At 59.9% G+C, this 26966-nt stretch carries 20 protein-coding genes; 19 read left to right on the top strand and 1 reads right to left on the bottom strand.

The window, feature by feature from the left end; genetic code table 11:
* Positions 1–15: 15 nt before the first annotated feature.
* From KJA79_RS08875 to KJA79_RS08825, 11 genes are all read left to right on the top strand, one after another.
* A complete protein-coding gene (locus tag KJA79_RS08875; RefSeq protein WP_213041679.1) occupies positions 16–1731 on the top strand; it encodes a long-chain-fatty-acid--CoA ligase in 1716 nt (571 codons plus the stop codon).
* A gap of 19 nt (positions 1732–1750) precedes the next feature.
* Positions 1751–2941 carry a thiolase family protein gene (locus tag KJA79_RS08870; protein ID WP_213041678.1) on the top strand — a complete coding sequence of 397 codons (1191 nt, stop codon included), beginning with the start codon at positions 1751–1753 and terminating at the stop codon, positions 2939–2941.
* A gap of 77 nt (positions 2942–3018) precedes the next feature.
* A complete protein-coding gene (locus KJA79_RS08865; protein ID WP_213041677.1) occupies positions 3019–4242 on the top strand; it encodes a 3-hydroxyacyl-CoA dehydrogenase in 1224 nt (407 codons plus the stop codon).
* Between the two features lie 105 nt (positions 4243–4347).
* Positions 4348–5136 carry an enoyl-CoA hydratase gene (locus tag KJA79_RS08860; RefSeq protein ID WP_213041676.1) on the top strand — a complete coding sequence of 263 codons (789 nt, stop codon included), beginning with the start codon at positions 4348–4350 and terminating at the stop codon, positions 5134–5136.
* Between the two features lie 43 nt (positions 5137–5179).
* Entirely contained in the window at positions 5180–6388 is a 1209-nt protein-coding gene (locus KJA79_RS08855) for a patatin-like phospholipase family protein (protein WP_213041675.1), read from the top strand.
* A 21-nt stretch (positions 6389–6409) separates the two neighbouring features.
* Positions 6410–8335 carry an acyl-CoA dehydrogenase family protein gene (locus KJA79_RS08850; protein ID WP_213041674.1) on the top strand — a complete coding sequence of 642 codons (1926 nt, stop codon included), beginning with the start codon at positions 6410–6412 and terminating at the stop codon, positions 8333–8335.
* An 18-nt stretch (positions 8336–8353) separates the two neighbouring features.
* Positions 8354–9409, top strand: a complete 1056-nt coding sequence (locus KJA79_RS08845) for a helix-turn-helix domain-containing protein (RefSeq protein ID WP_213041673.1) — start codon at positions 8354–8356, stop codon at positions 9407–9409.
* Positions 9384–10808, top strand: a complete 1425-nt coding sequence (locus tag KJA79_RS08840; protein ID WP_213041672.1) for a tryptophanase — start codon at positions 9384–9386, stop codon at positions 10806–10808. The genes KJA79_RS08845 and KJA79_RS08840 overlap by 26 nt, the downstream gene beginning before the upstream one ends.
* A 314-nt stretch (positions 10809–11122) precedes the next feature.
* Positions 11123–12931, top strand: a complete 1809-nt coding sequence (locus KJA79_RS08835; RefSeq protein ID WP_246507524.1) for a ShlB/FhaC/HecB family hemolysin secretion/activation protein — start codon at positions 11123–11125, stop codon at positions 12929–12931.
* A gap of 143 nt (positions 12932–13074) precedes the next feature.
* Entirely contained in the window at positions 13075–14364 is a 1290-nt protein-coding gene (locus tag KJA79_RS08830) for a two-partner secretion domain-containing protein (protein WP_213041671.1), read from the top strand.
* A 17-nt stretch (positions 14365–14381) separates the two neighbouring features.
* The gene (locus KJA79_RS08825; RefSeq protein WP_246507522.1) at positions 14382–16859 is read left to right on the top strand and encodes a CHAT domain-containing protein; all 2478 of its coding nucleotides are present in this window, start codon (positions 14382–14384) and stop codon (positions 16857–16859) included.
* A gap of 96 nt (positions 16860–16955) precedes the next feature.
* On the opposite strand, the gene KJA79_RS08820 is transcribed toward KJA79_RS08825, so the two are convergent.
* Positions 16956–17639, bottom strand: coding sequence for a S16 family serine protease (locus KJA79_RS08820; protein ID WP_213041670.1), 684 nt, complete (start codon positions 17637–17639; stop codon positions 16956–16958).
* 306 nt (positions 17640–17945) lie between these two features.
* On the opposite strand from KJA79_RS08820, the gene KJA79_RS08815 reads away from it, so the two are divergent.
* The 8 genes from KJA79_RS08815 (at position 17946) to KJA79_RS08780 (ending at position 26834) form a co-directional block, all read left to right on the top strand.
* Positions 17946–18803 (top strand): SDR family oxidoreductase, encoded by an 858-nt coding sequence (locus tag KJA79_RS08815; protein WP_213041669.1) that lies wholly within the window; start codon positions 17946–17948, stop codon positions 18801–18803.
* A gap of 42 nt (positions 18804–18845) precedes the next feature.
* Positions 18846–19268 (top strand): NUDIX hydrolase, encoded by a 423-nt coding sequence (locus tag KJA79_RS08810; RefSeq protein WP_213041668.1) that lies wholly within the window; start codon positions 18846–18848, stop codon positions 19266–19268.
* A 260-nt stretch (positions 19269–19528) separates the two neighbouring features.
* A complete protein-coding gene (locus KJA79_RS08805; RefSeq protein WP_213041667.1) occupies positions 19529–22681 on the top strand; it encodes a sensor histidine kinase in 3153 nt (1050 codons plus the stop codon).
* A 29-nt stretch (positions 22682–22710) separates the two neighbouring features.
* Positions 22711–23358, top strand: coding sequence for a response regulator (locus KJA79_RS08800; protein ID WP_213041666.1), 648 nt, complete (start codon positions 22711–22713; stop codon positions 23356–23358).
* A 439-nt stretch (positions 23359–23797) separates the two neighbouring features.
* Entirely contained in the window at positions 23798–24040 is a 243-nt protein-coding gene (locus KJA79_RS08795) for a hypothetical protein (RefSeq protein ID WP_213041665.1), read from the top strand.
* Positions 24041–24063: 23 nt separating this feature from the next.
* A complete protein-coding gene (locus KJA79_RS08790; RefSeq protein WP_213041664.1) occupies positions 24064–24453 on the top strand; it encodes a response regulator in 390 nt (129 codons plus the stop codon).
* 105 nt (positions 24454–24558) lie between these two features.
* Positions 24559–25971, top strand: coding sequence for a sigma-54-dependent transcriptional regulator (locus tag KJA79_RS08785; protein WP_213041663.1), 1413 nt, complete (start codon positions 24559–24561; stop codon positions 25969–25971).
* A gap of 296 nt (positions 25972–26267) precedes the next feature.
* On the top strand, positions 26268–26834 hold the full coding sequence (locus KJA79_RS08780) for a YcbK family protein (RefSeq protein ID WP_213041662.1): 567 nt from the start codon (positions 26268–26270) through the stop codon (positions 26832–26834).
* The last annotated feature ends 132 nt before the right edge of the window (positions 26835–26966 follow it).

The raw sequence follows: 26966 nt of genomic DNA, 5'->3' as shown, positions 1-26966 counted from the left end.
GGGATGGAGGCGTCCATGCCGCGGTCGTGGATCAGCCGGTATGATCCGGGTGTTCCTGCCACTGCCGACTATCCGGAATGGACCGTTCCGGATTTGCTCCGACGCTCTGCCTCACGCTTCCCCGATTCTCCTGCGCTCTCCTTCTACGGGACGACCCTTTCCTTCCGAGAGCTGAACGAGCTCACGACCCGCTGTGCCTTCGGTCTGCGCCGGCTTGGCGTGCGGGCGGGTGATCGCGTGGCACTCATGCTGCCGAATATCCCGCAGGCGGTCATTGCCTACTACGGTGTGTTGAAAGCCGGGGCCGTCGTTGCGCCGATGAATCCGCTCTCTGTCGAGCGCGAAATTCAGAGTCAGTTGATGGACGCAGGGAGTGAGACGATCGTCGCCTTGGATCTGTTGTATCCACGAATCCAGGCCGTCCGCGAGCGCGCAGGCCTGCCGAAACGGATCATTGTCACCAGCCTGCGGGATTTTCTGCCGACCGCAAAACGACTATTGTATCCGATCAAGGCCTGGTGGGCGAAACGCTGGATCGTGGTGGAGAAGAGTCCGCCGGTCTATGGCTTTCTCGAGCTCCTCGATGCGGCATTCCCGGGAATGGACGTGGGTGACTCGCCCTTGCCCTTGTTGGAGCCCGACTCGCTGGCACAGATTCAATACACCGGCGGCACGACCGGCTCGCCCAAAGGCGTGATGCTCACGCATCGAAACGTGCTGGTCAGCGCGCTACAGGGCCGCATGTGGTGTTCGAATTTCCGTGAGGGCCAGGAAGTGTTTCTTGGCGCGGTGCCGCTGTTTCATTGTTATGGATTAAGCACGTGCCAGAATCTTGCCGTGGCGACGGGTTCTCACATCGTGTTGCTCCCGCGTTTTCACGCCGGCGAGGTCGTGAAGGCCATCCAGAAACATCGTGTCACCATCATGTCCGGTGTCCCGATGATGTTCTCCATGATCACCGATGTGGCCAAGGCGCGGCGGCACGACTTGCGTTCGATTCGTGTCTGTCTCTGCGGAGCCAGCCCGCTCCCGGCCGAAGTGCAACAGGAATTTGAACGGTTAAGCGGGGTGACCATTTCAGAAGGGTACGGGTTGACCGAAGCGGGTCCCACGACTCACTGCAACCCGATTCAGGGCACGCATCCCCGCGGCTCGATGGGGCTGCCGTTTCCGGACACGGATGCGCGGATCGTGGATCTGGAGACCGGGCGCAGAGACGTGCCGATTGGCGAGGCCGGGGAACTCATCGTTCGCGGGCCGCAGGTGATGCGGGGTTATTGGAATAAAGAGGCGGAGACGCAGGCCGTGTTACGGGAGGGGTGGCTCTATACCGGGGACATCGTCAGGCGTGACGAGCAGGGATTTTTCTTTTTCATGGATCGCAAGAAGGATGTGATCAAACCGTGGGGTGAGACGGTCTACCCGCGAGAGGTGGAAGACATTCTGTTCCAGCATCCCGCCGTGCATGAAGCCGCAGTCGTCGGTATTCCTGATCGTCATTACGGGGAAGCGGTCAAGGCGTTTGTCGTGCCCGCCCAAGGAGCATGTGTGACCGAACGGGACCTGATCGAGCATTGTCGCAAGTCGCTGGCGCGGTTCAAGGTTCCGGCGGTGATCGAATTCCGCACCGAATTGCCGCGGACCATCATCGGCAAGGTGCTGCGAAGAGCGCTACGTGATGAGTCGGGGGCGCCTGTCGTGGATGCTTCGCCGTCACGGAAGGCGATGTGACGGGCTGGAAGGAGGCTCTGTGAAGCAGGTAGTGGTCACGGCCGGTGCGCGAACTCCTATCGGCAACTTCGGCGGCGCGCTGAAGGATGTCACGCCCCAGAGGATGGGAGAGTTGGCCGTGCGAGAGGTGATCGCACGCGCCCAGGTCGATCCTCGAATCATCGATGAAGTAATCATCGGTTCCGTCGGACATACGAGCGATGCCTACAACGTCGCGCGTGTCATCGCTCTTCTGGCAGGCATTCCCGTACGAACGCCCGCCTATTCGGTGCAGCGCAACTGTTCCTCCGGCCTCCAACCGTTCGTCAACGCATACCAAAATATCCAGAGTGAGGATGCGGATGTGCAGATCGTCGGCGGGGTCGAAAGCATGAGCCGCGCCCCGTTTGTTTCGCGGGACATGCGATGGGGGAAACGACTGCGCCACGCGGAATTCATCGACAGCATTTGGGAAGGATTGACCGATGCCTTTTGTGGTCAGTTGATGGGGCTGACGGCGGAGAATCTGGCGGAAGAATTCGGCATCAGCCGTGAGGAACAGGATCGGTTTGCCGTGGACAGCCATCGCCGTGCGTTCAAAGCCATTCGGGAGGGGCGATTGAAGGACGAGCTGTTTCCGGTCAGCATCCCCAAATCAGTGGGCGGGCGGGACGTGGCGCCGGTCGCGCTGACGCAGGATGAAGGGCCGAATGTCGGGTTGACCGAACAGCAACTCGCGCTCTATCCGCCGCTGTTCAAGGAAGGCGGCACCGTCACGGCGGGCAACAGTTGCCCGCTGAACGACGGCGCGGCGGCGGCGATGGTCATGTCTGCCGCACGTGCGCGCGAGCTGAACTGTCGGCCGCTCGGACGCCTCAGAAGTTACGCGTTCGTCGGCGTGGATCCTACCCGCATGGGTATCGGTCCGGCGGAGGCGTTGCCGTTAGCCCTCACACGTGCCGGTTTGAGTCTCACGGACCTGGAGTTGATCGAAGTGAATGAAGCCTTTGCCGCACAATACCTTGCGGTGGAGCAAGTCTTGGGGCTCAAGCGCGACCGCGTCAATGTGAACGGCGGAGCCATTGCGCTGGGACACCCGGTCGGTATGACCGGGACGCGTCTGGTGCTCGCGCTGCTCTATGAAATGCAGCGGCGAGGCGCTGCGCTCGGTGCAGTGGCCATGTGCGTCGGAGGCGGGCAGGGGGCGGCGATGGTGCTGGAGCAGGTCTGAGAAAGAGTGGTGAGCGATCAGTCGTGAGTGAGCCGTAGGAACGACGATGGTATCCATCCGAAACGTGTGGTGACGCCATGTACATCTATAAAGTCGGTGTCGTAGGGGCGGGCACCATGGGTGCGCAAATCGCGGAAGTCGTGAGCTACGCCGGTCTGCCGGTGGTGGTGGCGGATAGACAGGACGATCTGGCCAGGCAAGGGGTTGCGGCGGTGCGCAGGATCTACCAGGCCCGCGTGGACAAGGGCAAGATGACGCCCGAACAACTGGAAGAAAAAATGTTGCTGGTCGGCGCGTCGACGAACCTCGAAGACCTCAAGGATGTCGATCTGGTGATCGAGGCCGTGCCGGAGGATCTGACGCTGAAACAGCAGGTATTCCAGGAGCTCGATCGACTCTGTCCGCGAAGCGCCATCCTGGCGAGCAACACCTCCGCACTCTCCATCTCAGCGCTGGGGGCTCGAACCGGGCGGCCCGGTCAGGTGATCGGATTGCATTTCTTCAATCCGGCCTATGCGATGCCGCTGGTCGAAGTCATCCCCGGACTGGCGACCGATCCGCACACGGTCGATGACGTGGTCGGTTTTGCGGAAAGTCTCCGGAAGACGCCGGTGATCGTGAAGGAGTGTGCGGGGTTCCTCGTCAATCGACTGCTCTCACCTTATTTGAATGAGGCTGTCTGGTGCCTTCAAGACAGCGGCCTCTCTATCAAAGACATCGATCAGGATATGGTGTCCTTCGGCATGCCTGTTGGTCCCTTTGCCCTCTTGGATAGTGTCGGGTTGGATATTGCGCTGGAGGTCGCGAGGATTCTCCACCGATCGTATGGGCCGCGGATGGCACCGGCGCCGTTGCTGGAGGCGTTGGTCAAGGCGGGACGAACAGGCGTCAAAGCGGGACATGGCTTTTACGAGTATGGGAGCGGAGACGAGCAAGCCGGTACTCAACGCCTTGAAGACCTCGTGCAGCAGTTTCGGCAGCTCAGTGGATGGCATCGGCGCGACTGGACGAGGGCACGGCCTCTGTTGGCCATGGTGAACGAGGCGGTCATCGCGCTGCAGGAAGGTGTGGCGTCGGCGCGTGATATCGATCTCGCGGTCGTGGCGGGAACGGGATTTCCGAATGACAAGGGAGGGCCACTGCACCTTGCCGACCAGCTGGGAATCGATCAGGTCCTTCGGCAGCTGGACGAGTTCATGCAAAGCCTGGGAATCCGGTTCTGGCCCGCGCCGATGTTGCGACGAATGGTGGATGCCGGTTTTACCGGGCAGCCGGCCGGGAGGGGCTTTTTCCAATACTGACGTGCCCATGCCGGATCGTCGGTCAACGAGCCGCCCTGGACATGGGCACTGTCTCCCGTCGATCCACGAGCAGGTGAGCCAACCATTGAATCATGCGAGGTTCGTATGACTACAACAACCGACTCGATGCTCTCGTGCAGCGTGGACGGGGCGGTGGCCACGCTGGTGATCAATCGTCCTCCGGCGAACGCGCTCACGCCCGACCTGCTCACCGAGCTGAGCAGGGCCTTCGGTCACTGTGCGGAGGATGATGCCGTCAAAGCGGTGGTATTGACCGGGACGGGCCGGTTCTTTATCGCGGGGGCAGACATTCGCCTGTTGGCGTCGATTGCCTCGGCGCAGGAAGGCGAAGCGATAGCGCAGCAAGGACAGGCCATCTTGAACCGTATCGAAGCGTTGGAGAAGCCGGTCATCGCGGCGATCAATGGTGTCTGCCTCGGGGGAGGTCTGGAACTCGCCATGTGTTGCCACATTCGCCTCGCGGCTGAAGGCAGCCGGTTGGGCCAGCCGGAAATCAACTTGGGCATCATGCCAGGTTTTGGGGGCACCCAGCGGCTTCCGAGAATCGTCGGTCAATCGAAGGCGAGAGAGTTGATCTTGACGGGGGATCCGATCTCCGCACAGGAGGCCAAGTCGCTCGGGCTCGTGTCTCATGTCCTCCCGCCGGAAGATCTCCTGCGTCACGCTCAAGGCATGGCACGCAACATGGCCTCCAAGGGCCTGGCGGCACTACGCGCCTCGCTGCGAGCGATACGTGGCGGCCATGAGTTGACGTTACAGGAGGGCCTGGCGTTGGAGGCGCGCCTGTTCGGCGGGCTCTGTGAGACGGAGGATAAGAGGGAAGGCGTGGCCGCCTTTTTGGAGAAACGTCAACCGCATTTCGTCGACCGCTGAGCACCGGTGACGATCAGGCAGTCGATGACATGAAAGGGACGACATGGCACCGGCGCGCGGCAAGCGGGCGTTGGCTTTAGGCGGAGGAGGCTTCACGGGCTACCTCTTCGAGATCGGCGCGTTGACCGCCCTCGATGACTTGGTCGAGGACGGCACCAGTATGAATGACCTTGATCTGTACGTCGGTGTCAGTGCCGGAGCCGCGGCGGCGTCTCTGATCGCCAATGGTGTCACCCCGGGTGAGATTTTGGAGACGAATCTGTCCGGAACCAGGCCCTACTATTTCGATCATCGCAACGTCTTCTCGCCCGCCATCGGAGAAGGGCTCAAGACCGTCTGGCGCGTTACCCGCCAGTTGATTCCCCTGCTCAAACTCTATGTGCGGCACTATCGCGAGATGACGCTCATCGATCTTCTTGATAAGGCGCAGGATGCGCTCCCCAGCGGCATCTATACCTTGGAGCCGTTCGCTGCCTATCTCTCGGCGATCTTCAGGGCGAGAAAACTGAGCGACACCTTCGCCGGACTCGCAAAGGAACTCTATATCCCGGCCATCGATCTCGAAACCGGCGAGGGGGTGATGTTCGGTGACGAGGGCTGGCGGGAGGTTCCCATCTCCCGTGCCGTCACCGCCTCTTCCGCGGTGCCCATCTACTTTTGTCCCGTGCGGATCCAAGGTCGCGATTATATCGATGCAGGGATCGGCCGCATGGCGTTTTTTGAGATCGCCGTTCACAAGCACGTGGATTTCATGATCATGATCAATCCCATGGCACGGGCACCCCAGCGCCGGTCGTTGCCCGGCGGGACAGCCGAGAGGCGAGTGCGGGAGCGGGGGTTTCTGTCCATCGGCGAGCAGGCGTCCAGGATCAACTTCGATGCCCGTTTTTCCCACGCGTTAGAACGTTTCCAGCATGACTATCCGGACAAAGAAGTTCTGGTCATCTCGCCGGTGGAAGAGGATGCGCTGTTGTTCGAGCGGAGTTTTCTGAGCTACCGCGACCGTATCCATCTTCTCCGGGCCGGATACATGTCGGTGACGATGATGGCCAGGGACCGATTCGAAGAGTTGTCGGCGCAGTTCGCCCGTCATGGTGTGGCCCTGTCACGTATGAAATTCGAGGAACGGGCTCGAGGACGGCTTGCCGGGCTTGATCCGGCGGGGACCGTGGTCGTCCCGCGCGCGCCTCAGTCCGTCGCGGCACCGGCCCGCGTCGGCGGGGTCGGAGTGGCCTGGCGGAAGGCGAAGTAGTAGAAGCAACGGAGGGCACCGATGGCGACCAGGGGGCCTCTCTTCAACGGTTCGCTCGCGGCTGCCGAAGCTGCGCGCGATACCCGCGCCTATTCAGGGTTCATTTCAGGTCTGTTCGAGGGAAAGGTCCGCCGACACCTATTTGCCGACATTGCGATTCCTGCGACCAGCGAGGCTGCGAACGTCTTTCTCGATCGGCTCAGGCGTGTGCTGATCGAGCGGGTGAATCCGGAAGCGATTGACAGGGAGGGGGCCATCGGCGAGGACGTGTTTGCCGCGTTGAGGGGGATCGGTGCGTTCGGGATCAAGATCCCCTGCCGCTACGGCGGGCTCGGGCTTTCTCAGTCGGAGTACCACGCGGTGGCGACCCTGCTGGGCAGCCATGATGCGGCGACCACCGTCCTTCTCTCGGCCCACAACTCGATCGGGGCGGCCGAACCTGTCAAGTTGGTGGGGAATCAGGAGCAACAAACGCGATGGTTGCCTCGTTTGGCGAAAGGCACGATTTCGGGATTTGCGCTGACCGAAAAGGCGGCGGGGTGCGATATCTGGGATCTGCACACCTATGCGATTCCCATCCATGAAGGCGGTGAGTTGGTCGGCTACCGGCTGACCGGCGATAAGTTGTATACGACGAATGCCCCGCGGGGGAATCATGCTTTCCTGGCCTCACTGCTCGTGGTCATTGCGCAAATCGTGGACGCGGCTGACGAGGTGCATCGCCCCAAAGAAGCACGAAAGTTCGGGGCGTTTCTCGTCAATACGCAGTCGCAGGGATGCCATTGTACGCGGCTCAGCTTTATGGGCGTGCGGGGCATCTACAATGGACAGGTGCATCTGCGCGAGGTGTTCGTGCCGGTGGCGGACCGGTTGGGCGAAGAGGGCGACGGCCTACGACGAGCCCTGGAAAGTCTGACGGTGGGGCGGCTCACGCTGCCTGCCGCCTGCTTGGGCAATCTCAAACAATGTTTATGGTTCGCTCGACAGCGAGCGCAAGAGCGTGTGCAGTATGACCGTCCGATCGGTGAACATACGGACATCGGTGCCAAGCTGGTCTTGATGGCCTCGCGGGTGTTGGCGCTGGAAGCCATCGTGAAGATCACTGGTATCTGGGCCGATAGCAAGCAAGATGTGCGGCTGGAGTCTGCGGCCGCAAAAATTCTCGCGACGGAATGGCTGCTGGAGTCGTTGCTGGACTTGTTTCGCATCTATGGCGGGCGTGCATTTGAGACGCCGGACTCGCTCCGGCTCCATGGAGATGTGCCGGTGCCGGTTGAGCGGATGATCCGCGACGCGCTCATTAATGTGATTTGGGAAGGAACCAACGGGATCTTGACGCTCTGGATCGGGCGGGAGGGGCTGGCGGAGTTTTTGACGCATGGCCAGGCGTTTCTCGACTACCAGGTTGCCGAGATGTTGCGGGCGGCGCCCTTTTTCATGAAGACTGCGGCCAGGTCGGTTCATGCCCTGTCCGCCTTCGAGAAGCACGGCGGGACAGTCGGCACATTCGATCGCGTGTGGGAGCCGTTTGTGGCGCGAAAGAGTCGCGAACTCGCGCAGACGACCCTTTGGGTTGCGATACGCGATCGGCAGGGCTTGGCGCGGAAGCAACTTCTGACGAATCGCCTGGTCAAAGCGGCGATGCATCTCTTTGCCGTCGAAACGTTGCTGTGGTACAAGTCGCGCGAGCAGCTTCGAGATCAGCCTCATATCCAGAGTCTGGTAACGTATTTCTGCTCAAAGGTGAAAGGGGAATTTGATCCCTCGCCGCTGCTGTCCTGGCGGACGTCGGGGTGGGATGACGATACCTATCTGTATCCGGTGGCCAAAGCCATTGTGTCCGGCCGGCTGGATTGGTTGGAGGAGGGCATCATTCGTGGTCAGGCGACCGAGTCCGGTGTGGCAAGTGGAGCGGAACGGTTGGTGGGCGCCTCTCTCTCCGAGTGAGCCCGGGGCCGGACGGCTATGCTGGGGACTGTTCTACATGAGGTCGGTTCGACCGTGCCGGAGGGTGATGACGATGTTGGTGAGGGGGCGCTGATGGAGATTGCCCGGTATTTCGACGTGGTCAAGGAACGGTATGGCCTCAGCAGCGACTATGCCCTCGCGAAAAAATTGGGCATTGCTCAACCGGAAGCGAACCTGATGCGGCGCGGGCTGAAAATTCCCAAGCCGGAACTCTGCATCAAGATAGCCAAGTTGCTCGACCGGAATCCGGTGGAACTCCTGCTGATCGCGCAAAAGGACAAGGCGCCCAAGCAGGCCAAGGAATACTGGACCCTGGCCCTGACTGCGGTGGACGTGATGTTACACGTTCCCAAACATCCGCGTTACTTGCCGAAGAAGGTCGAAGCCATCGGGCGGGAACTCAAGCAATTGGAGGCGCAAACCCTCACGTATGAAGGCGCGGCTGCGAACGCCGAGGCGGTTCGGTTGATGGAGACGGCCGAGCGTTCGGTCGATGCGATGATGGAACGATGGAATATCTGGAAAAAGGGTGAGGCCCTCTATCCCAACTATCTGCTGGCCAACCAGGCGGCGGCGCGACGGCATGTGCGGATTCGCCGCCTGCTCATCCTGACGCAGTCGCAAATGAAGGATGAGGCGACGGTCGCCGATGCCATCCAGGTCATGGATGATCAGCGGCGCGCAGGGATCAAGATTTTCTATGCGTTTCGCGAGGCCCTGGTTCATTCGCCGACGTTCCAGCGATTGGAGGAAGATTTTAGAAAATACGGCGCGGCCGAGGATATGAACACCGCGATGTTCGATCGCGAGGTGTTGATCTTTTCTCAAACCTACGGAACCGTTCCGCTGGGCATGGTCGGGACCCCCACACCGATTACGATGATCAATCGCCTGCAGATTTCTTGGAAGCCGGAGATGATCAGGGAACTCGATCCGGCGCCGCTCTTCGACATGACCCGCTACGTGTTCGACTACCAGGGCCCCGGTCCATTTCACGAGCAGTTGGCCTACTTCAAGAGGTCGATCCGTGAACTGCCCATACGAGCCGTATAGAATCAAGGTCGTCGAGCCGATCACATTCACCTCCCGCGAGGAGCGATGCCGATTGCTCCACGAGGCCGGCTTCAATCTCTTCCAGCTTCCTGCGGAGAGTGTGGCGATCGACCTGTTGACGGATAGCGGCACCTCCGCAATGAGTGATTCCCAATGGGCCGGGCTGATGCTCGGCGACGAATCCTACGCCGGCAGCAAGAATTTTTATCACTTCGAGGCGGCGGTGCGCTCGCTGTGCGGGTATCGCTATGTGGTGCCCACGCATCAGGGGCGGGCGGCGGAGCATGTGCTGTTTGCGGCCGTCGTCAAGCCCGGCATGTGCGTGCCCAACAATATGCACTTCGACACCACGCGGGCCAACATCGAACATCGGGACGCCGAGGCGCTCGATCTCGTGATCAAGGAGGCCTACGATCCGCATTGCGAGCTGCCGTTCAAAGGCAACATGGATGTGGACCGCCTGGAAGCGATCATCGAACGAGTCGGGCCCGATCGGGTTCCGCTCGTATTGATCACCATCACCAACAACAGCGGCGGTGGGCAGCCTGTCTCGATCGCGAATATTCGCGCGACCAGCCGGTTGCTGAAGCGCTACGGCATCCCCCTGTTCTTCGATGCCTGCCGGTTTGCGGAAAATTGCTTCTTCATCAAGGAACGGGAACCCGGCTATGCCGATGTGCCGGTACGGGAGATTGCCCGGTCGCTGTTCAGTCTGGGTGACGGCTGCCTCATGTCGGCGAAAAAAGACGGGTTGGTCAACATCGGTGGATTTCTGAGTGTCAATGATGAGCGGTGGGCCCGGGCGATCACCAATCACCTGATCCTGGTCGAGGGGTTTCCGACCTATGGCGGTCTTGCCGGACGTGATTTGGAAGCCCTGGCCAGAGGTCTGGAAGAAGTGCTGGATGAGGACTATCTGCGGTTCCGAATCAGTCAGGTGCGATATCTGGGGGAATTGCTCGCACGTGGCGGTGTGCCGATTCTCAAGCCCATCGGGGGACATGCGGTGTACATCAATGCCAGGGAATTTCTGCCGCATCTCCAGCAACACCGGTTCCCGGCGCAGGCGCTGGCCGTGGCTCTCTATCGTGAGTATGGCATTCGAGGCGTGGAGATTGGATCCGTGATGTTCGGGACGCGTGATTCACCGGCGGAGGAGGCCGCCTATCCCGAACTGGAACTGGTCCGGCTGGCCATCCCGCGCCGTGTCTATACGAATTCGCATCTGGCGTATGTCGCGGAATCAGTCGTCGACCTCTTCCAGCACCGCGATGCCATCAGGGGACTGGTCATGACCTATGGGGCACCTCAGTTGCGGCACTTCACGGCGCGTTTTGAAGAGGAGTCATCGGCCGTAACTCAGTTCCACGGTGCAGGCGTGGTCACGCTGCCGCAGTAGCAGCAGGACCCAACATCCCACCCGTTCCGCTGTGCCAACCTGAGCCAGCGTTCCCATCGAACGAAAAAACTTCCGGCCGGAGAAGTATTTTGTTTCGAGACATGTTATAAGCACCATCACACCGGCTCTGGTGATCCGAAGAGATACGTACGAAGAGAGCGGCTCATCGGTGACCGGGACCTCGATCGACGCCACGGCCGCCAGGTGGCTGTGAGGCCGGCTGTCGAGCGTATCGTCACATCACAGTACAACAGCGTTGCGGACACGGGAATGCCCGGTGTCCGCCCTGTCATCAAGAAAGAGGGGAGGCCTTGATGGCGTGTGTCAGAGACAGCGGGGGGCAAGAGTCAGTGAGCAACGACGTGGAGCGGGATTTGGACGGGATAGGGGGCTCTCGGCCCGTGCGAAATGGGGGCGCACAGGCGACCAAGGTGTGGCCCCTGACACTCGGTGGAAGTCTCGTGGCCCTGGTGCTCTTGTTCGGCTGGGGCGGACCGGCTCAGTCGCAGCTCATCCCCTTGCCTCCGAAGCCGCCCCAACTCCCTACGGCGCCTCCTCCGGTTCAGCCGCCCGCATTGGAGGTTCCGTCACCGCGTCCACCAGGCACTCTCGAACAGGCCGTCACTGGACCGAAAATCATGGTGAGGGAGATCCGCTTGGTCGGGAATACCGCCTTCACTTCTCAGCAGTTAGCCGAGGTCACCGCTCCGTACACCAATCGCGAGCTCACCGCTGAAGATCTGGAGGCGTTGCGGCTCGCGTTGACCTATCACTACATCAATCACGGGTACGTCACGTCAGGCGCCGTGATTCCGGAGCAGGATGTCGCCGACGGCACCCTCACCATGCAAATCATGGAAGGGAAACTCGCGGAAATCCACATCGAGGACACCAAGTGGTTTCGTCCTTCCTATTTCCAGAGCCGGATCAATCTGGCGGCCGGCCCCCCCTTGAATGTCACCGAACTCGAAGAGCGGCTGCAACTTCTCCAGGCCAATCCCCGCATCGAACGGTTGAATGCGGAACTGCTGCCGGGGGTGGTGAGGGGTGAGAGTACGCTCAATGCAAGAGTCAAAGAAGCGAATCCGTTCAAGGCGTGGCTGGAGTTCAATAACTATCAGTCGCCCAATGTGGGCGCCGAGCAGGGTTTTGTCACCCTCGCTCATCGGAATCTGCTGGGATTCGGGGACACGCTGAGTCTGCAGTACGGGCGTTCTGCCGGCGTCAATCCTATGTTGAACTTCCGGTATGAAGTGCCGGTAAACGCCCATGATACGACCGTCGCCGTGCAATATCGGCGGTTTGATTTTGCCGTGACAGAAGATCCGTTCGAGGCGTTGGATATCAAGAACAAAGCGCAGATCTTCGGCGTCTCGGTCCGTCACCCTGTGTATCGAAAGCTTGACCGGGAGTTTGCCGTCTCCTTCACCGGAGAACATGAGCGGAACGAAAGTTCGGTCTCCGGAGTGCCGACTGAATTAGTAGCAGGATCCCCCGGGGGCAAGTTCCGTGTAACGGCCCTCCGCTTCGGGCAGGAATACGCACAACGTTCGGCGAATCAGGTATTTTCAGCCTCCTCCCGCTTTTCCGTGGGCGTCGGGGCGTTCGGGGCCACGGCGAACGGTGATAAGAACCTGCCCGATGCCCGGTTCTTTTCCTGGTTGGGACAAGCCCAAGTCATCCGTCAGTTACCGTGGATGCGAACGCAATTGGTCGGACGCGGTGTCGTGCAGTTATCCAACGATCACCTGTTTCCGCTCGAACAGATGGCGGTCGGTGGACGGTACAGCGTGCGCGGTTACCGGGAATTCACTTTGATTCGAGATAATGCGGCGATGGGATCGATTGAGGCCCGCGTTCCGGTCTACACCACGAAGGCCGGTGTCGATTCGGTATTTCTCGCCCCATTCTTTGACTTTGGTCATGGCTGGCAGAGCACTGTGGCGACGCCGAATTCGCCTCCTCAGACATTGGCCAGTGTCGGTATCGGAGCCATCTGGAATTTTTGGCGTGGCAGTCATTTCGAGATTTATTGGGGAAAACAGCTGCGGAAGTTCGATACGGAGCGCGGCAATCTCCAGGATCACGGAGTCCATCTCCAATTGGTAGTCGAAGCGTTTTAGGAATCGGCATGGTCTCGGGGTAGATGGTCGGAGCCGAAAGGCTCTAGGTGACATCCGTACATACTTTCTCGTGCCTTGAACTTCGCGGACAAATTAGAGTAAGAGAGCAGACTATTTACTGGATTCGCTGAAGGAGGATCACGATGAGGTTTGAGACCGGCAGGCGAGTCACCCGGATAGCAGTTCCTCTCGCGGCGCTCATCGCGTTCGCCACTTCGATCGAACTGCTCCACGCGCAGTCGACGAATATCGTCGCCACTCCGGGAGCGGTCGGTACCGGTGGCTTGGGCACGTCTGTGAACACCTCAGGGAACGTGACGAGTATCACGGGCGGCACCAGACCGGGAAACGGCCCCAACGTGTTTCACAGCTTTAACCAGTTTTCAGTGGGGGCCGGCGACGTCGCGTCGTTTGTCAATCCCGGCGGCGCCAGCAATGTGATCAGTCGGGTCATCGGCGGCTCACCCTCCAACATCAACGGGACCATCCAGGCCCTGAACTGGAATCTGTTTTTCATCAATCCATCCGGGGTGATTTTCGGTCCGTCTGCGAAGCTCAACGTGACCGGGTCCGCCTATTTTGGCACGGCCAATGCCATCCTTTTCAGCGACCAGCGGGTGTTCTCGGCGAACCAATTCGCTTTTGACAACACCTTATCGGTTGCGGCACCGGCCTCTTTCGGTTTCCTCGGCCCGTCCCCCTACGGCCCCGTGGTGCTTTCGCCCGGGACCGTGCTTCAATCCAATGCGGTGATCGGCCTCGTCGGCGGGACGATTCAGATCAACGGGTCGCGCATCTCCGCTCACCGGATCGTCCTGGGGAGCAACGCTGGGACTGGCGGCAATGTCAGTGTGGAACCTGGAGTGGCCAACCCTTTCCTGCGTGTGACGCAGGGGGGTGAGATACAGGCTGCCTCCGGAACCGTGCTGCAGACGATTGCCGGTGGTGTGATCCCTGCTTCTGTGGATCTGCTACCGGCTACGATCACGGTGCCGTCTGGGGCACAAGTGGTGACCTCAACAAACCCGCTCACTCAGCGGGTGACGCAAATCGAAGTGACCGGCCAAGGCACGGGTGGTCTTTCCCCGCTTCCTGTCGCCAGTTCACTCGTGGCTTCTCCGGTGGCTCTTGCAAATCCGGTTGATCCCGTCGCGGTAGTCAATCGAGCGGCAACGGTGCTTCCGCAGCAGCAGCCGGCAGCCCCGGTTACTCTTGTGACGAATCGCTGCGCGGCCAGGAAAGACGGTTCGCGCAGCAGTTTCGTGCAGGCCGGCAGAGACGTCACGCCGACACCGCCTGGCGCATTCCTGGCGAGCCCGGTCGTACTGGAAGACGTTGCAGCAGTGTCCGCCGGACAGACATCCGCCCTTCAGGCAGCAGGCCTGGTGCCTCAGCGGATGAACCTTCTGCACGAAGTAGGTGAGGGATGTTAAGTTCACAGGAGGGCGTCATGCTCCATCCGGACGAATCGGTCATTCCAGTCGTAGAGCACTCCGGCATTGCTCGCAAAGCCGCCCGGCCTGCCACAGTTCGTGCTTGCCTCATCGGGGTGGGGGTGAGTGCCGTCCTGCTGTTCGGCATGGGCGAGGGCGGAGTGCCCGTGTTTGCGCAGTCGTCGCCTAATGGACTAGACAATGTCGGGGCTCGCTCCGCAGATCAGGAGATGAAATACGGCACAGCCCGGTATCACGAGGGAGCGTTTGCCCAAGCGGCAGTGCACTGGATGAATGCGGCCCTCAAGTATGAAGAGGGTGGACATGTGAAGGCGCAGTGCCAGGCGTTGATCAATATGGCACACGCACTGCAGAGCGAGGGTCAAATTCGCCGTGCCCAGCGGACGTTGCAGGCCGCACTGAAACTGTCTGAGCAAACCGGCGATCGCCTGTTGACGGCTACCATCCTGGCTCAGTTGGGCACTACCTCCCAGCTCATGGGAAAATATGAGCTGGCCACCGAGCACCTCACGAAAGCCCTGGGCCTTGCCCGCGAAGAAACAAAACCTGCCCTGGTTGCGACGGTCCTCAATGATCTGGGCAACGCGCTTGCTGCACGAGGCCAATTTGCAGAAGCCATTGACGTCTATGAGGAGAGCCGGAGCCTGGCCGTCGACACGAAGCAGCCAGAGCTGTCGGCTACGGCGCACATCAACGGCGCAATGGCCCTGCTCCAAAATCAGCAGTCGGCCGATGCGCAACGCCAGTTTGATCGAGCATTGGCCGAGACGCAGTCGCTCCAGGATAGTCCTATCAAAGCATCGGGATTGCTGACTATCGGGTTGGGCTATCAGGATCTGCATGCGGCGCTGGTATCCGGACCGCTGTCGGGTATGAAACAAGAAGCCGGAAATGCCCGATCACGTGAAACCGGAGCGAGCGCTCAAGTCGGGGGAAATCTCCTCCGCCAATCTTCCGAAGCATTTGTTGCGGCAGGGGAGGTGGCGACGCGCGTGGGAGATACGCGGGGGCAGTCCTATGCATGGGGGTACCTTGGCGCGTTGCGAGAACGGGAGCGACTCCCGGAAGAAGCGTTAGCCTATTCGCGGAAAGCCTCGCTGGCGGCTCAACGGCTCAATGCGCCCGAAGCGCTGTATCAGTGGCAGTGGCAGACTGCTCGTTTGCTTCGGGCCGCGGGGCAGGAAGAGGAGGCCTTGGCCGCCTATCAGCGGGCTGTGGTCAATTTGAAACCGATCGGGCACGAGTTTTCTGTGGGGTATCAAGGTCGGCACCACTCGTTCAACGAATCCGTCGCGCCGCTGTTCGTTGAATATGAAGACGCCTTGTTGCGGCGTGCATCGACCGTCGCGTCCCCAGAGGGCAAGCAACAGCTTCTCGTACAGGTTCGTGATACGGTTGAAACGGCTCATGCGGCGGAGTTGCAAGACTATTTCCAGGATGACTGCGTGGCCACGGCCAAGACTCATCGGGGTACAGGCATGCTGCCGGCTGGTACGGCAGTCGTCTATCCCGTCTCCCTCCCGGATCGACTGGAACTGTTGGTGGAGACGTCTGCCGGTTTGAAGCAGTACGGGGTTCCTGTCCATGCCGATGTTCTGACCAACGAAGTGAGGAACTTTCGACGCCTGGTGCAGGATCGCCGATCTGAAAACTTTCTCCCGTCGGCACAGGCACTGTATGGTTGGTTGATCGCTCCGCTGCAACAGGACTTCGCCGCATCGGGCATTACCACGCTGGTCATGATTCCTGAGGGGCCGCTCCGGACCATTCCGATCGCGGCGTTGCACGATGGGCGGGAGTTTGTCGTCAACAAGTATGCCGTTGCCGTGAGTCCGGCGATGGAATTGACCGACTCGGGGCCTCTCCAGCGAACCAGGGGGAGCGCGCTCTCGCTGGGTGTGACGGACTCAGTTCTGGGATTTCCTGCGAAACCTGGCCGAGGAGAAGAGGTGCATGCTGTGAATGCGCTTTACGGGGGCACCTCCCTGTTAAACAATCAGTTCTCCACCCCATCGCTCGAACAGGAAATCCGGAATTCAGGCGGGGGAATCGTGCATGTCGCCTCACACACTGAGGTGGGAAACAATGCGGAGAAGTCTTTCTTGCTCGCCTACGATGAGAAGATTTCCATGGACCGGTTGGCGCAGATGGTGGGTCTCCTACAGGAGCGGAATCAACCGCTCGAATTGCTCACCCTCAGTGCCTGTGAGACAGCTGTCGGGGACGATCGCGCGGCACTCGGTCTTTCGGGAATCGCCGTCAAAACCGGTGCGCGCAGTGCGCTGGCGAGTTTATGGGTGGCGGAGGAGCAGGTGGTCCCGGAACTTGTCAAGGAGTTTTATCGGCAGCTGCAGGATCCGACGGTATCGAAGGCGATCGCTCTGCAGCGGGCCCAGCAAAAAATTCTTTCCCAGCGTGGGACCAGCCATCCCAGTTTCTGGTCGGCGTTCTTGCTGATCAATAACTGGATGTAACGATCGGAACACACGCATCAGCCGGGCTGCTTCAATCGCACAGGTCGGTGGAGGTCACGGACCGCTGGTGGGTGGTTGCGGAGCGGAGGGCGTGGGCTAGAGTTTTTTGCCGGTCATGATTTCGTAGGCTTCTTCGATCGTGTCTACTTCGCGCACCAGGACGTGTGATTCCAGCGTCAGGCTCACTCTGTTGACGCGAGGCGCGTAGAACTGGCCTCGAGGCACCAACAGCACGTGATACCCCGCTCGCGCCGCCGCCGTGGTTTTTTCAGCTACCTGACTCACCTCTCCGATCCGGCCATCATCTTCCAAGGTTCCTGTTATCGTAATGTCCTGTTTCAGGTGATCGCCTTTCAGCAAAGCCAGAAATCCGATCGCCAGGGCGGCCTCGGCTGTTGAGCCCTCGGCGCTCAGTGGTCCTGAGAAGGTCGCAGAGAGAGAGAGAGTACCGGTCGGGTGGAGCGAGGGCGTAAGGCGTTCCACGGCAAACTGGAATGCGTGCTGAATGGATTTCATCCCGGCGCCTCTGACCGGAACCTGACTGCGTCCCCATTTCAACGTCAGCGGATCCGGTTGACGACCTTCGTCCCATTTCATGACGAATGTTGGGAATCCCGATTGAGCGTCCGTGTAAGTGGCGACGGAGATCGGTACGACGAGGGTGCGATTGGCAAGGGCCGGAGGAGGGATGAACAGCAGGCAACCGACCAACGAGACCATCACGAAGGTCAAGGTGTGTGGCCATGTGCCGCTTCTGGAAAATGTGGTGTGCGTGCGCATGAATCAAGTCTAGATGAGGATACTCGAATGTCAAATCCGCCCGATCCGGTCTGTGAGGTGTGCGCGACGGCGTAGGCGCCATCCACGAGATGAACCAAGCAAGGAAGTGAAAACATTGAACTCTTTTTTTTCGCTCCGGAAATCACCTACTGAATTGCATGAAGGGATGATCTGGCGGAGTGTCTGATGCCTCGTGCCCCGCGCGCATGCTAATCTGGTGCATCGAGCGGTCGAGCTGTGGATGCCGTCCCTGCAGTCGCTGGCGGCCGTATGGATGGCGTTGTATGACGTGAAGGAGGTCCGTGAGTGAGGGGAGCGGTCGTCATCACTGGTGCGTCGTCAGGAATCGGCGCGGCCTGCGCGAGGCATCTCGATCAGTTAGGATTCACAGTCTGGGCGGGTGTGCGTCGCAAGGCGGACGGGGATGCGTTGGCTCGTGCGGCCTCTCCGCGTCTCCGTGTCGTGATGCTGGATGTCACCGATCCGATGTCCATCGCTGAAGCGGGGCGCGCCATTGCCGAAGAGACCGCCGGATCCGGCCTGGCGGCGCTGGTCAACAACGCCGGAATTTCAGTCGCCGGGCCGCTGGAACTCTTGCCCCTCGCGGAAGTGCGCACGCAGTTCGAGGTCAATGTCATTGGCGCGCTTGCCGTCACGCAGGTACTCCTTCCATCATTGCGACTTGCGCGCGGGCGAATCGTCAATATCAGTTCGATTGCTGGACTGGCGGCGACGCCGTTTCTCGGCGCTTACTGTGGATCAAAATTTGCCCTGGAAGCAATGAGTGATGCCTTGCGGTTGGAATTGGCGCCCTGGGGCATCGCGGTCTCGCTCGTTGAACCCGGTGCCATTCAGTCTCAGATCTGGCAGCGGGCCACGATGTCGGCGACGCGCATGCTCGGCGAGGTCGCGCCGGAGTCGCTTGCGCTGTATGCGCAGCCGCTGGGTCGTATGCAGGAGGTGATGGCCGGTGCAGCCGCACGAGCGATCCCGGCGGATGCGGTGGCTCGCACTGTTGCTCGCGCGTTGACGGCCTCGCGCCCGCGGACACGGTACCTGGTCGGTACGGACGCACGGTTCAGGGCCTTACTGAAGCGGATTCTGCCTGATCGCGCGCAGGATCGGCTCTTGGCGTGGTTTATGGGTATTCCGTATCAAGCCTGAGTGTGTGGTTGTGCGATAGTCTAAAGGTGTGAAGGAGCTGAGATGCCTGAAGCTGGGTGGGTGCGATCGGCGGGGGGGGTCGTGTTGCGGCAACAGGATGTCCTGTTGATCCGGGTGTCCGATATCAAAGGTCGGCCGGTCTGGTCCTTCCCCAAAGGGCGGCTGGACGCCGGAGAAACTCCGGCGCAGGCGGCGGTGCGCGAGGTCATGGAAGAAACCGGGTGGTGTTGTCGGATCGAGGCCGATCTCTCTACGACGGAATATTGGTTCCAGCGCGAGGGGCGACGATTCCGCAAGACGGTCGTGTGGTTCAAGATGACTCCGGTGGAGCGCACCGGTGTGCCGGACGGGGAGGTCGAGGAGGTGGAGTGGGTTGAACGCGAGGCTGCGTTGCGGCGACTGACCTATCCGTCCGACGTCGCCCTGTTGTCGCAAGCGTTCACACAGGAAGCCTCCTCACGGTAGCGATACTCAACCCTCCTCATGTCGATGCTGCGGACGAGCAGATTCGTTCCGGAGAACCGACCCGGTTTCTGTCCGAGCGCACAACTTGACAAGGCCGGCCCCCTTCACTAGACTCGCGTGAATAGTCGTTCCTCGCCTCGCGTTGCAAGGCACTGTGCTGCAGGTACGCGCTTCCCCGCTCGATCCGGCATCCCCAGACGCGCGTCACCCGGTGGCGCGTTGATCACGTCATCCCCCATCGTTCACCTGAGGGCCCGCCTGTGTATAGTCTGGCTCGCTTTTCGCTGTTGGAAGTGACTGAATGCTCGGCTGTCTTGCGTCAGTTGGGTGAACAGTCCAGCTCTCTGCAGCAAGCGGCGTCCCGGGCCGTGAACTATCTCTATACCAACCTCGGCAACGAAGAAACGGGGGTTCGCGAGTGTGCGCTGGTCCGCTGTTTCAAAACCACCTCCTACAGCCGACTCGATCCGACAACTCAGCAACTAGCGCGGGAGAAGCTTGGCGGCATTGCCCCGTTCCCTGAGATGAAGTGTTTCACACTGGTGGCCTCTGCCGGTGAGGAATCGGCGTGGAACCATGTGGAACAGTCGCACCGGTATCGGGTAATCCCGATGGTCAGCGCCGATTTCGTCAAACAGTTTCCGATGTTTTCTCAGCTGCTGCATCAGTTCGGCGTGTCGACGGCGTTCGACGTCACTCCGGAGGGTGAGTGGCTCGTGGACTTGGAAGAGAAAACGTACAACGTCTTTTACGTCCCCGACGCGGTCGGGAGTCCCTATGTGCCGATGCAGGAAGGTTTTGTCGGGAAATACGGTATTAAATCCGTCCTGTGTTTCGGAGGCATGCTGCCCTCCCGTGATTTGTTCGCGGTCATTGTGTTTTCGAAGATTCCGGTCCCTCGTGAGGCCGCGGCCCTCTGCAAATCCCTCGCGCTCAGCCTCAAAACATCCTTGCTGGCGTTCGACGAGGCTGCTCCGGTTGAGGCGATTGCGGAGCATTCTGTGCTCTCGACTTCGTCGGCGTCTCCCGAGCACAGTGCCGAACTACGCTATCAGTCGCGGTTGGCCGTGGCCGAACAGTTGCTGCGTGTCTATGAAGATGCCGTCCGGACGCAATCGGCCGGAATTGCGGAGGCGGAGCGAGCACTGCGGGAACGGGCAGGGGCGTTGGAACGATCGGAACAGGCCCTGAACGAGCAGACCAGGATCGTCAACTCGGTCCTGCGAAGCATGGGGGACGGCGTAGTGGTCACCGACGCTGAAGGGAAGCTCCTTGTCGTGAATCCGGCTGTGGAAAGTATTCTCGGGTTTGCTCCGGGCCTCCTCCCTCCGACTGAGTGGGCGGAGCGGTATGAGTTCTTTCATGGAGACACGGTGACACCGTTTCTCCGCGAGGAATGGCCGTTGGCGCGCGCGCTGCGCGGAGAGAAGGTCGATTGGCTGGAGGCCTATCTGAGGGCTACACAGGGCGTTCCCGGTCGCTGGATCAGCATCAATGCGAGGTCGATCAGAGACGACGCGGGGGTGCTGTCCGGAGCCGTTTTGGTCTTTCATGACATTACGTGGCTCAAGCGGGCTCAGGATGCGTTGTTTGAATCGGAGTATCGTTTCCGCAGTCTGGTGGAAGGTGCGCGCGATATCATTTTTACGCTGTCAGCCGATGCGACCATGACCTCGCTGAATCCGGCATTTGAGACGGTGACCAATTGGTCACGTTCGCAGTGGATCGGCGAGCCGCTCGTCGCCCTGCTGCATCCAGATGATGCGGGATTTTGTCAGGATGTCCTGCAGGCGATATTGGAACGGGGGACCCCCTTGACCTGTTCGATGCAAATCAGCACGAAACAAGGCGGATACGTGACCGGAGAATTCGTGGGTACGCCGCAGATGCGTCAGGGACGGGTTGTCGGTGTCTTGGGGATTATTCGCGATGTCACTGAGCGTCGACGGATAGAGGATGCGCTGCGGGTCAGTGAGGAGCGATTGCGGTCCATTGTGCAATCGACGACTGATGCCATCGTATTGGTGAATGCGCTGATGAAGGTGGCGTTCTGGAATAAAGGCGCCGAGGCGATCTTCGGGTACTCGGCGGACGAAATCATCGGTCAACCTGTTACGTTGATCATTTCCGAGCGGTATCACGAGGAATTGGAGCGTAATGTCCAACGGGTACGGTTGCTGGAGCGGGTCCATTTGACAAGCAAGACACTGGAACTCGTGGGCCGACGGAAAGTGGCGGAGGAATTTCCGTTGGAGTTGAGCATGACCTCGTGGAAAGGAAAGTCCGATCTGTTTTTCACCATGATCATGCGCGATATCAGCGAGCGAAAGTCGGCGGAAGAACAGTTGGACCGGTTACATTACCACAATCAGGTTGTCCTGAATTCCGCGGGAGAAGGGATCTATGGTGTGGATCGTGACGGATGTTTCACTTTCCTGAACCCGGCGGCGGCGAAAATGTTCGGAGCGGAGGCGGAGCAGGTGATCGGCCGCTCGATGCATGCGTTCGTCTTTCCTCCCGATCTTCGCGCGCGCCCGTTCGGGGAATTGCGCTGCCCGATTGCGGAAACGATTGCGGCCGGGGAGATCCGCGAGCAGGTGGATGGTCTGTTTTGGCGTCAAGACGGCACGAACTTTCCCGTGGAATATGTCAGTACCCCTATGTGGGAGCGGCGGGAGATCGTGGGCGCAGTTGTGGTCTTCAAAGACACCACGGATCGGAAGCGGGCGGAGGCGCAGTTGCAGGATTCCCTTCGCCGGTTGCGCAAACTCTCGGGACGGATGGAGGGAATTCGTGAGGAAGAGCGCGGGCGGATCGCGCGAGAATTGCACGATGAATTGGGCGTGGGGTTGACGTGTCTCAAGATCGATTTGTCTCGCCTCGGCGGGTTATTGGGCGAGCGCCTCATGCCGAGCGATCGGGCGAAAGTCGATGAAAAAATTCGCGGAATGAAGGAGCAAGTCGACAGTACCATCACCTCGGTGCAACGGATTGTGGCTGAATTGCGTCCCGGGGTGTTGGACGATTTGGGATTGGTCGCGGCGATCGAGTGGCAGTGCCGTGACTTTCAGCGCCGCACGGGAATCGTCTGTCACTGCATGGTCAGTCACGAAGACTTGCGGGTCGAACCGGAGCAGGCGACGGCAGTCTTTCGCATTTGCCAGGAGGCACTGACGAACGTCACCCGGCATGCGCAGGCAACCGAGGTTCACGTGTGTTTGGAGGACCAAGGCGTGGGGTTGGTTCTGCGGGTGCGTGACAACGGGCGGGGGATTCCCTCGGATCGGTTGACCGATGCGAGATCCTTCGGCCTGCTGGGCATGCGGGAGCGTGCCGGTCTTCTCGGGGGGGACGTCCAGATTGAAACACAAGAAGGTAACGGGACGACGATTGCCGTGCAGTTGCCTCGATAAGGAAGGATGGTGACAGGATGGAGAGCACGATGCGAACAGCAACCACCGTACGAATTCTGGTCGTCGACGATCATCCGTCGTTCCGGCGCGGGGTGAAGGACATCCTTGAGGAAGGGTTTGAGGGGGCCAGCATGGCCGAGTGTGGGAATGCCCAGGAGATGTTGGATCAGGTGCGCGAGCAGCCGTATGACCTCGTCGTCATGGACATCAGCATGCCGGGGCGGTCTGGCCCTGAAGTGTTGAAGGAACTTAAGCAGTTGGCGCCGACCCTGCCGGTTCTCATTCTGAGCATGCATCCCGAGGATCAATATGCCATCCGGATGTTCAAAGCGGGTGCTGCCGGGTACCTCACCAAAGCAAGTGCTCCGGAGGAATTGGTGCATGCGGCGAAAAAGGTGATGGCGGGAGGGCAATATGTCAGTGCCTCGGTGGGAGAAGCCCTGGCGTTGACGGTGAGAACGGGCGTGGACAAGTTGCCTCACGAGCGTCTCTCTGATCGTGAGTATGAGGTGTTGTGCTTGATCGCATCCGGGCAGACCGTCAGTGACATCGCCGAAAGTATTCATCTCAGCGTGACGACAATCAGCACCTATCGCGCAAGGATCTTGGATAAGATGAGCCTCAAGAACAATGCCGAACTGACCCGATACGCGTTGCAGCATGGACTCGTCGTCTAACGAGATGCGAAACATTTCCGCCAGAGCGGCCTTCTCGCGTCATTCAGCGACTCAACCCACCACCAGGAGTAGGACCCTCTCTTGGCAGGCTCGGGGTGGTGGGGAAGGATGTCTGTTCACCTCTAGGACACGGGCGTGCATCGGCTCGCGCCAGTTTGCAGACGTGAGCGCTCATGCATCTTTGCGCTGGACCTCGCCGCAGTCTTGTCGGACGAATGTGTTGCGCATCCTGCGGGTTGTGAGTGTTGACCGAACAGGGCACGTTGAATGCAGCGCGGACGATGACGCGACAAGCGAATGTGTCTGCAACTTGCCAAGGTGCTGGCGAGACTTAGACCATGTCGTGCCAACCATGACGACGGACCGTGTAGTTTTGTGACACAGAAATCGGTTCAGCAGCGATAGTCTCCCCCCTCCGTTCAAGCCTATTCTCATCTTCATGCCGAAACCGTGGATCACAGGTGCGACCACCTTGTTGGCTGTGCTTGAGGCGGCGCGTGAATGTCGGACTGTTGAGCGGTCTGGCGTGGACCCGCGTACCGGCGCGTTTCGACAGGGGTGGCCGGAGATTGTGGCTCAACTGAGTTCAGTCGACGTCGCCATGTTGCAGGATATTCCCTGGTGGGGGCCGCAGATGGAGCGTCGATTGACGCAACTCACAGATGTAGGGCAGGTGACGTGACTCGATCCGGAGGGGAGGGATGTATGGTGCAACCGAATGGGAGACATGGAGTACGAGTAGGGAAGCGGCCTACGGTTGCGGTGGTGTACGACGACGTGACGAAGGGGTATCGGTGCGCTGACTGGTTGGCCCTTCACGGCTACCAGGCCACGATGACCTCGACGGTTCATCCGTTGGAACAGAGTCTGAAAGAGCTTCGCCCTGACCTCATTGTCGTTGGCTTCTCCTCTGCGTCCACACCTCTGCAGGCCACCGTCCCGCGCCTCAAAATGACCTGCCCGCAAGTGCCGATTATCGCGATGATGGAACGGTCGATCGCCAAGGGCGTCGGCTCTGCTCCGGCCTTTGCGAAAGCCTTCGGCGCAGACGTGTTTATGTGTGACTCGCTCGATCCTCCAGAGACGATTCCGTAGCCCGTCGTCCCGTCAATCCATAGCAGCATTCCTGACTCGAAAGCTGTGTAACAGGGGGCCCCAGGACCGGCGTCCTCCCTCTCATCTTTTGAAAGGAGCCGAATCGTGGCGAAACCTATCGTATGTGTGGTGGAACAAGATGAGTTAATCGCCTCTGCCTTGCGTGCGCTGCTTGAGGATGAATGCGATGTGTGCCTGTTCGGGTGGAATGCGCATACGGTCAACCAGATTCACGAGCGGGCACCGATGGTCATTCTGCTGGATCTTGATCTTGCATCGAGTTCAACGGGCGAGGAAGGCATCGCAGCTCTTCAAGACCTGCGCCAGGCCGGCCATACGGGGAAAATCATCGCGTATACGGCGATCACCGAAAGACGTCTCGCGGTACAAGCCATTCAGCACGGCGCGTGCGAGATCCTGACCAAGCCGCTGGACTTGACCCTGCTGAAGCAGCTGGTTCACCGTGTCGCCAGAATTGCTGATTTGGAACAGGAAGCGCGGGAAGCGACCGTTGGTGCTGGGCAGGAAGAATTCAGCGGTATGCTCGGGACCAGCCCCAGTATCCATCGTATCTATGAGGCGATTCGGAAAGTCTCGACGAACGATGCGCCGATTCTGATCACCGACGAAAGCGGGACCGGGAAGGAACTGACTGCGCGCGCGATCCATGAGCGGGGGCTTCGTCGGCAGGGACCGTTTATCCCAATCAATTGCGGGGCGATCCCCGAAAGTCTTCTCGAGTCGGAACTGTTCGGGTACGAGCGAGGCGCGTTTACCGGCGCGGTCGGGCAGAGGAAGGGCAAGGTGGAGTTTGCGCAAGGCGGGACGCTGTTTCTGGACGAGGTCGGGGAATTGCCTCACACGCTGCAAGTGAAGTTGCTGCGCTTTCTGCAGGATCATACCTTTGAGCGGGTCGGCGGCCATCAGCCGATTGAGATGAATGTCCGCATCATTGCGGCGACGAATGTGAACCTCAAAGAAGCGATCGAGAAGGGAACGTTCCGCGAGGATCTCTATTATCGGCTCGGGGTCGTGCACATTAATCTTCCACCGCTACGAGAGCGTGGTCAGGATGTCTCACTCATTGCCATGGCGTTTCTGCGCCACGCGGCGTCACGCTACAACAAACGTGTGTACGGCTTCACCCGAGAAGCGCAGGAGGCGCTGCAAGCCTACTCGTGGCCGGGCAATGTGCGCGAGTTGTCCAATCGTGTCGGCCGCGCCGTGGTGATGGCGGAGGGGACACATGTCACGCCGGCGGACCTGGACGTTCCGCGGCAGGCGATGCGCCGGGATGACAGCTCGATCTCACTGAAGGTCAACCAACAACGGATCGAGACGGATCTGATCTTGAAGGCATTTACGCTGTCGCAGGGGAACTTGAGTCGAGCGGCTCAGGAGCTGGGGATCAGTCGCTCGACGCTCTATCGACGCTTGCGCCAATATGGAATGGAACGAAGCCTCGAAGCACGTCGATTTCCCGGTGTGGCGCCGCGAGCGTCGATGACGGAGCATTGACCGGCGCATCAGTCCTCTTGCCCCAACGTGCTGTCGTTCCGGTGGGTCGCCTCAAGCACTCCGTTGCCAGGGCTAAATTGGTTGACCGTTGCGTCGGTATTTGTTAAAAAAATGAATCTTCCAGTATCTGCTGGCTCGATCCTTCCGAGGTCTCGTCAGCCCGTTATCTGTCGGCCCGTCCTGTTTCGTCATTCGCGTGAGCCATCTGTGACACGCACCAGGAAGGCAGCGTTGCCTGGTCACAGTCCTGTGAATGTCGTGAGGCGAGCGAAGAAATCCTTTCGTGGAGTGTGTTGATGCCCGTGCAAGCCCCGGCCCTCTGGACGAGACGGAGTCTGTTCCGCACTGTGACCGCCGGTGCGGCCTTGGTGGTGGCCAAGCTGGTGTTGCCTTCAGCGGCCTGGGCATCGCGACTCCCGGACGGGCAGGTGCGTTTGTATAATCTGCACACGGATGAGCACCTGTCGATCAGGTACCGGAATGAGATCGGCGACTATGATCAAGATGCGCTCAATGAGCTCAATTATTTCCTGCGCTGTCACCATACGAATGAGTCGAGGACGATGGATGTCCAACTCATCGAGTTCGTGAATCTCGTACAGAAGCGGATCGGGGGGCGACGCGATATCCATATTGTTTCCGGTTATCGCTCACCCGAGTACAACGAACAACTCATTAAAATGGGCACTCGTGCGGCGCGCCACAGCTATCACGTGTCCGGCCAGGCTGTGGATGTGCAAATCCCCGGTGTGCCGTTGCGGACTCTTCGGGAGGTCGCGCTACGGCTCGGTTGTGGCGGTGTCGGCTATTATCCACGCGGCAAGTTCGTGCATCTTGACTCAGGCCCCTTCCGTCATTGGTAAGTCCCTCGCGGTTGTTCTCCCTCTCTGTTCGCGTTCCACCAGGGTTTCATGAACGGTTGGTCCTGTGGCCGTCTTTGGTGGGTAGTCGAGCGGCTTCACCATCCCATGCGACATCCTCGACGTCGATTCGGC

The organism is Nitrospira defluvii (assembly GCF_905220995.1).
Lineage (GTDB): Bacteria > Nitrospirota > Nitrospiria > Nitrospirales > Nitrospiraceae > Nitrospira_A > Nitrospira_A defluvii_C.
Note: the sequence above shows the minus strand (reverse complement) of the source record. Positions and strands in the feature narration are given on the sequence as shown.

Excerpts from the sequence above, each read along its gene's own strand:
- KJA79_RS08875 (WP_213041679.1), top strand. The coding sequence starts at position 16 with ATGCCGCGGTCGTGGATCAGCCGGTATGATCCGGGTGTTCCTGCCACT.
- KJA79_RS08865 (WP_213041677.1), top strand. The coding sequence starts at position 3,019 with ATGTACATCTATAAAGTCGGTGTCGTAGGGGCGGGCACCATGGGTGCG.
- KJA79_RS08860 (WP_213041676.1), top strand. The coding sequence starts at position 4,348 with ATGACTACAACAACCGACTCGATGCTCTCGTGCAGCGTGGACGGGGCG.
- KJA79_RS08855 (WP_213041675.1), top strand. The coding sequence starts at position 5,180 with ATGGCACCGGCGCGCGGCAAGCGGGCGTTGGCTTTAGGCGGAGGAGGC.
- KJA79_RS08850 (WP_213041674.1), top strand. The coding sequence starts at position 6,410 with ATGGCGACCAGGGGGCCTCTCTTCAACGGTTCGCTCGCGGCTGCCGAA.
- KJA79_RS08845 (WP_213041673.1), top strand. The coding sequence starts at position 8,354 with ATGCTGGGGACTGTTCTACATGAGGTCGGTTCGACCGTGCCGGAGGGT.
- KJA79_RS08835 (WP_246507524.1), top strand. The coding sequence starts at position 11,123 with ATGGCGTGTGTCAGAGACAGCGGGGGGCAAGAGTCAGTGAGCAACGAC.
- KJA79_RS08830 (WP_213041671.1), top strand. The coding sequence starts at position 13,075 with ATGAGGTTTGAGACCGGCAGGCGAGTCACCCGGATAGCAGTTCCTCTC.
- KJA79_RS08825 (WP_246507522.1), top strand. The coding sequence starts at position 14,382 with ATGCTCCATCCGGACGAATCGGTCATTCCAGTCGTAGAGCACTCCGGC.
- KJA79_RS08820 (WP_213041670.1), bottom strand. The coding sequence starts at position 17,639 with ATGCGCACGCACACCACATTTTCCAGAAGCGGCACATGGCCACACACC.
- KJA79_RS08810 (WP_213041668.1), top strand. The coding sequence starts at position 18,846 with ATGCCTGAAGCTGGGTGGGTGCGATCGGCGGGGGGGGTCGTGTTGCGG.
- KJA79_RS08800 (WP_213041666.1), top strand. The coding sequence starts at position 22,711 with ATGCGAACAGCAACCACCGTACGAATTCTGGTCGTCGACGATCATCCG.
- KJA79_RS08795 (WP_213041665.1), top strand. The coding sequence starts at position 23,798 with ATGCCGAAACCGTGGATCACAGGTGCGACCACCTTGTTGGCTGTGCTT.
- KJA79_RS08790 (WP_213041664.1), top strand. The coding sequence starts at position 24,064 with ATGGTGCAACCGAATGGGAGACATGGAGTACGAGTAGGGAAGCGGCCT.
- KJA79_RS08780 (WP_213041662.1), top strand. The coding sequence starts at position 26,268 with ATGCCCGTGCAAGCCCCGGCCCTCTGGACGAGACGGAGTCTGTTCCGC.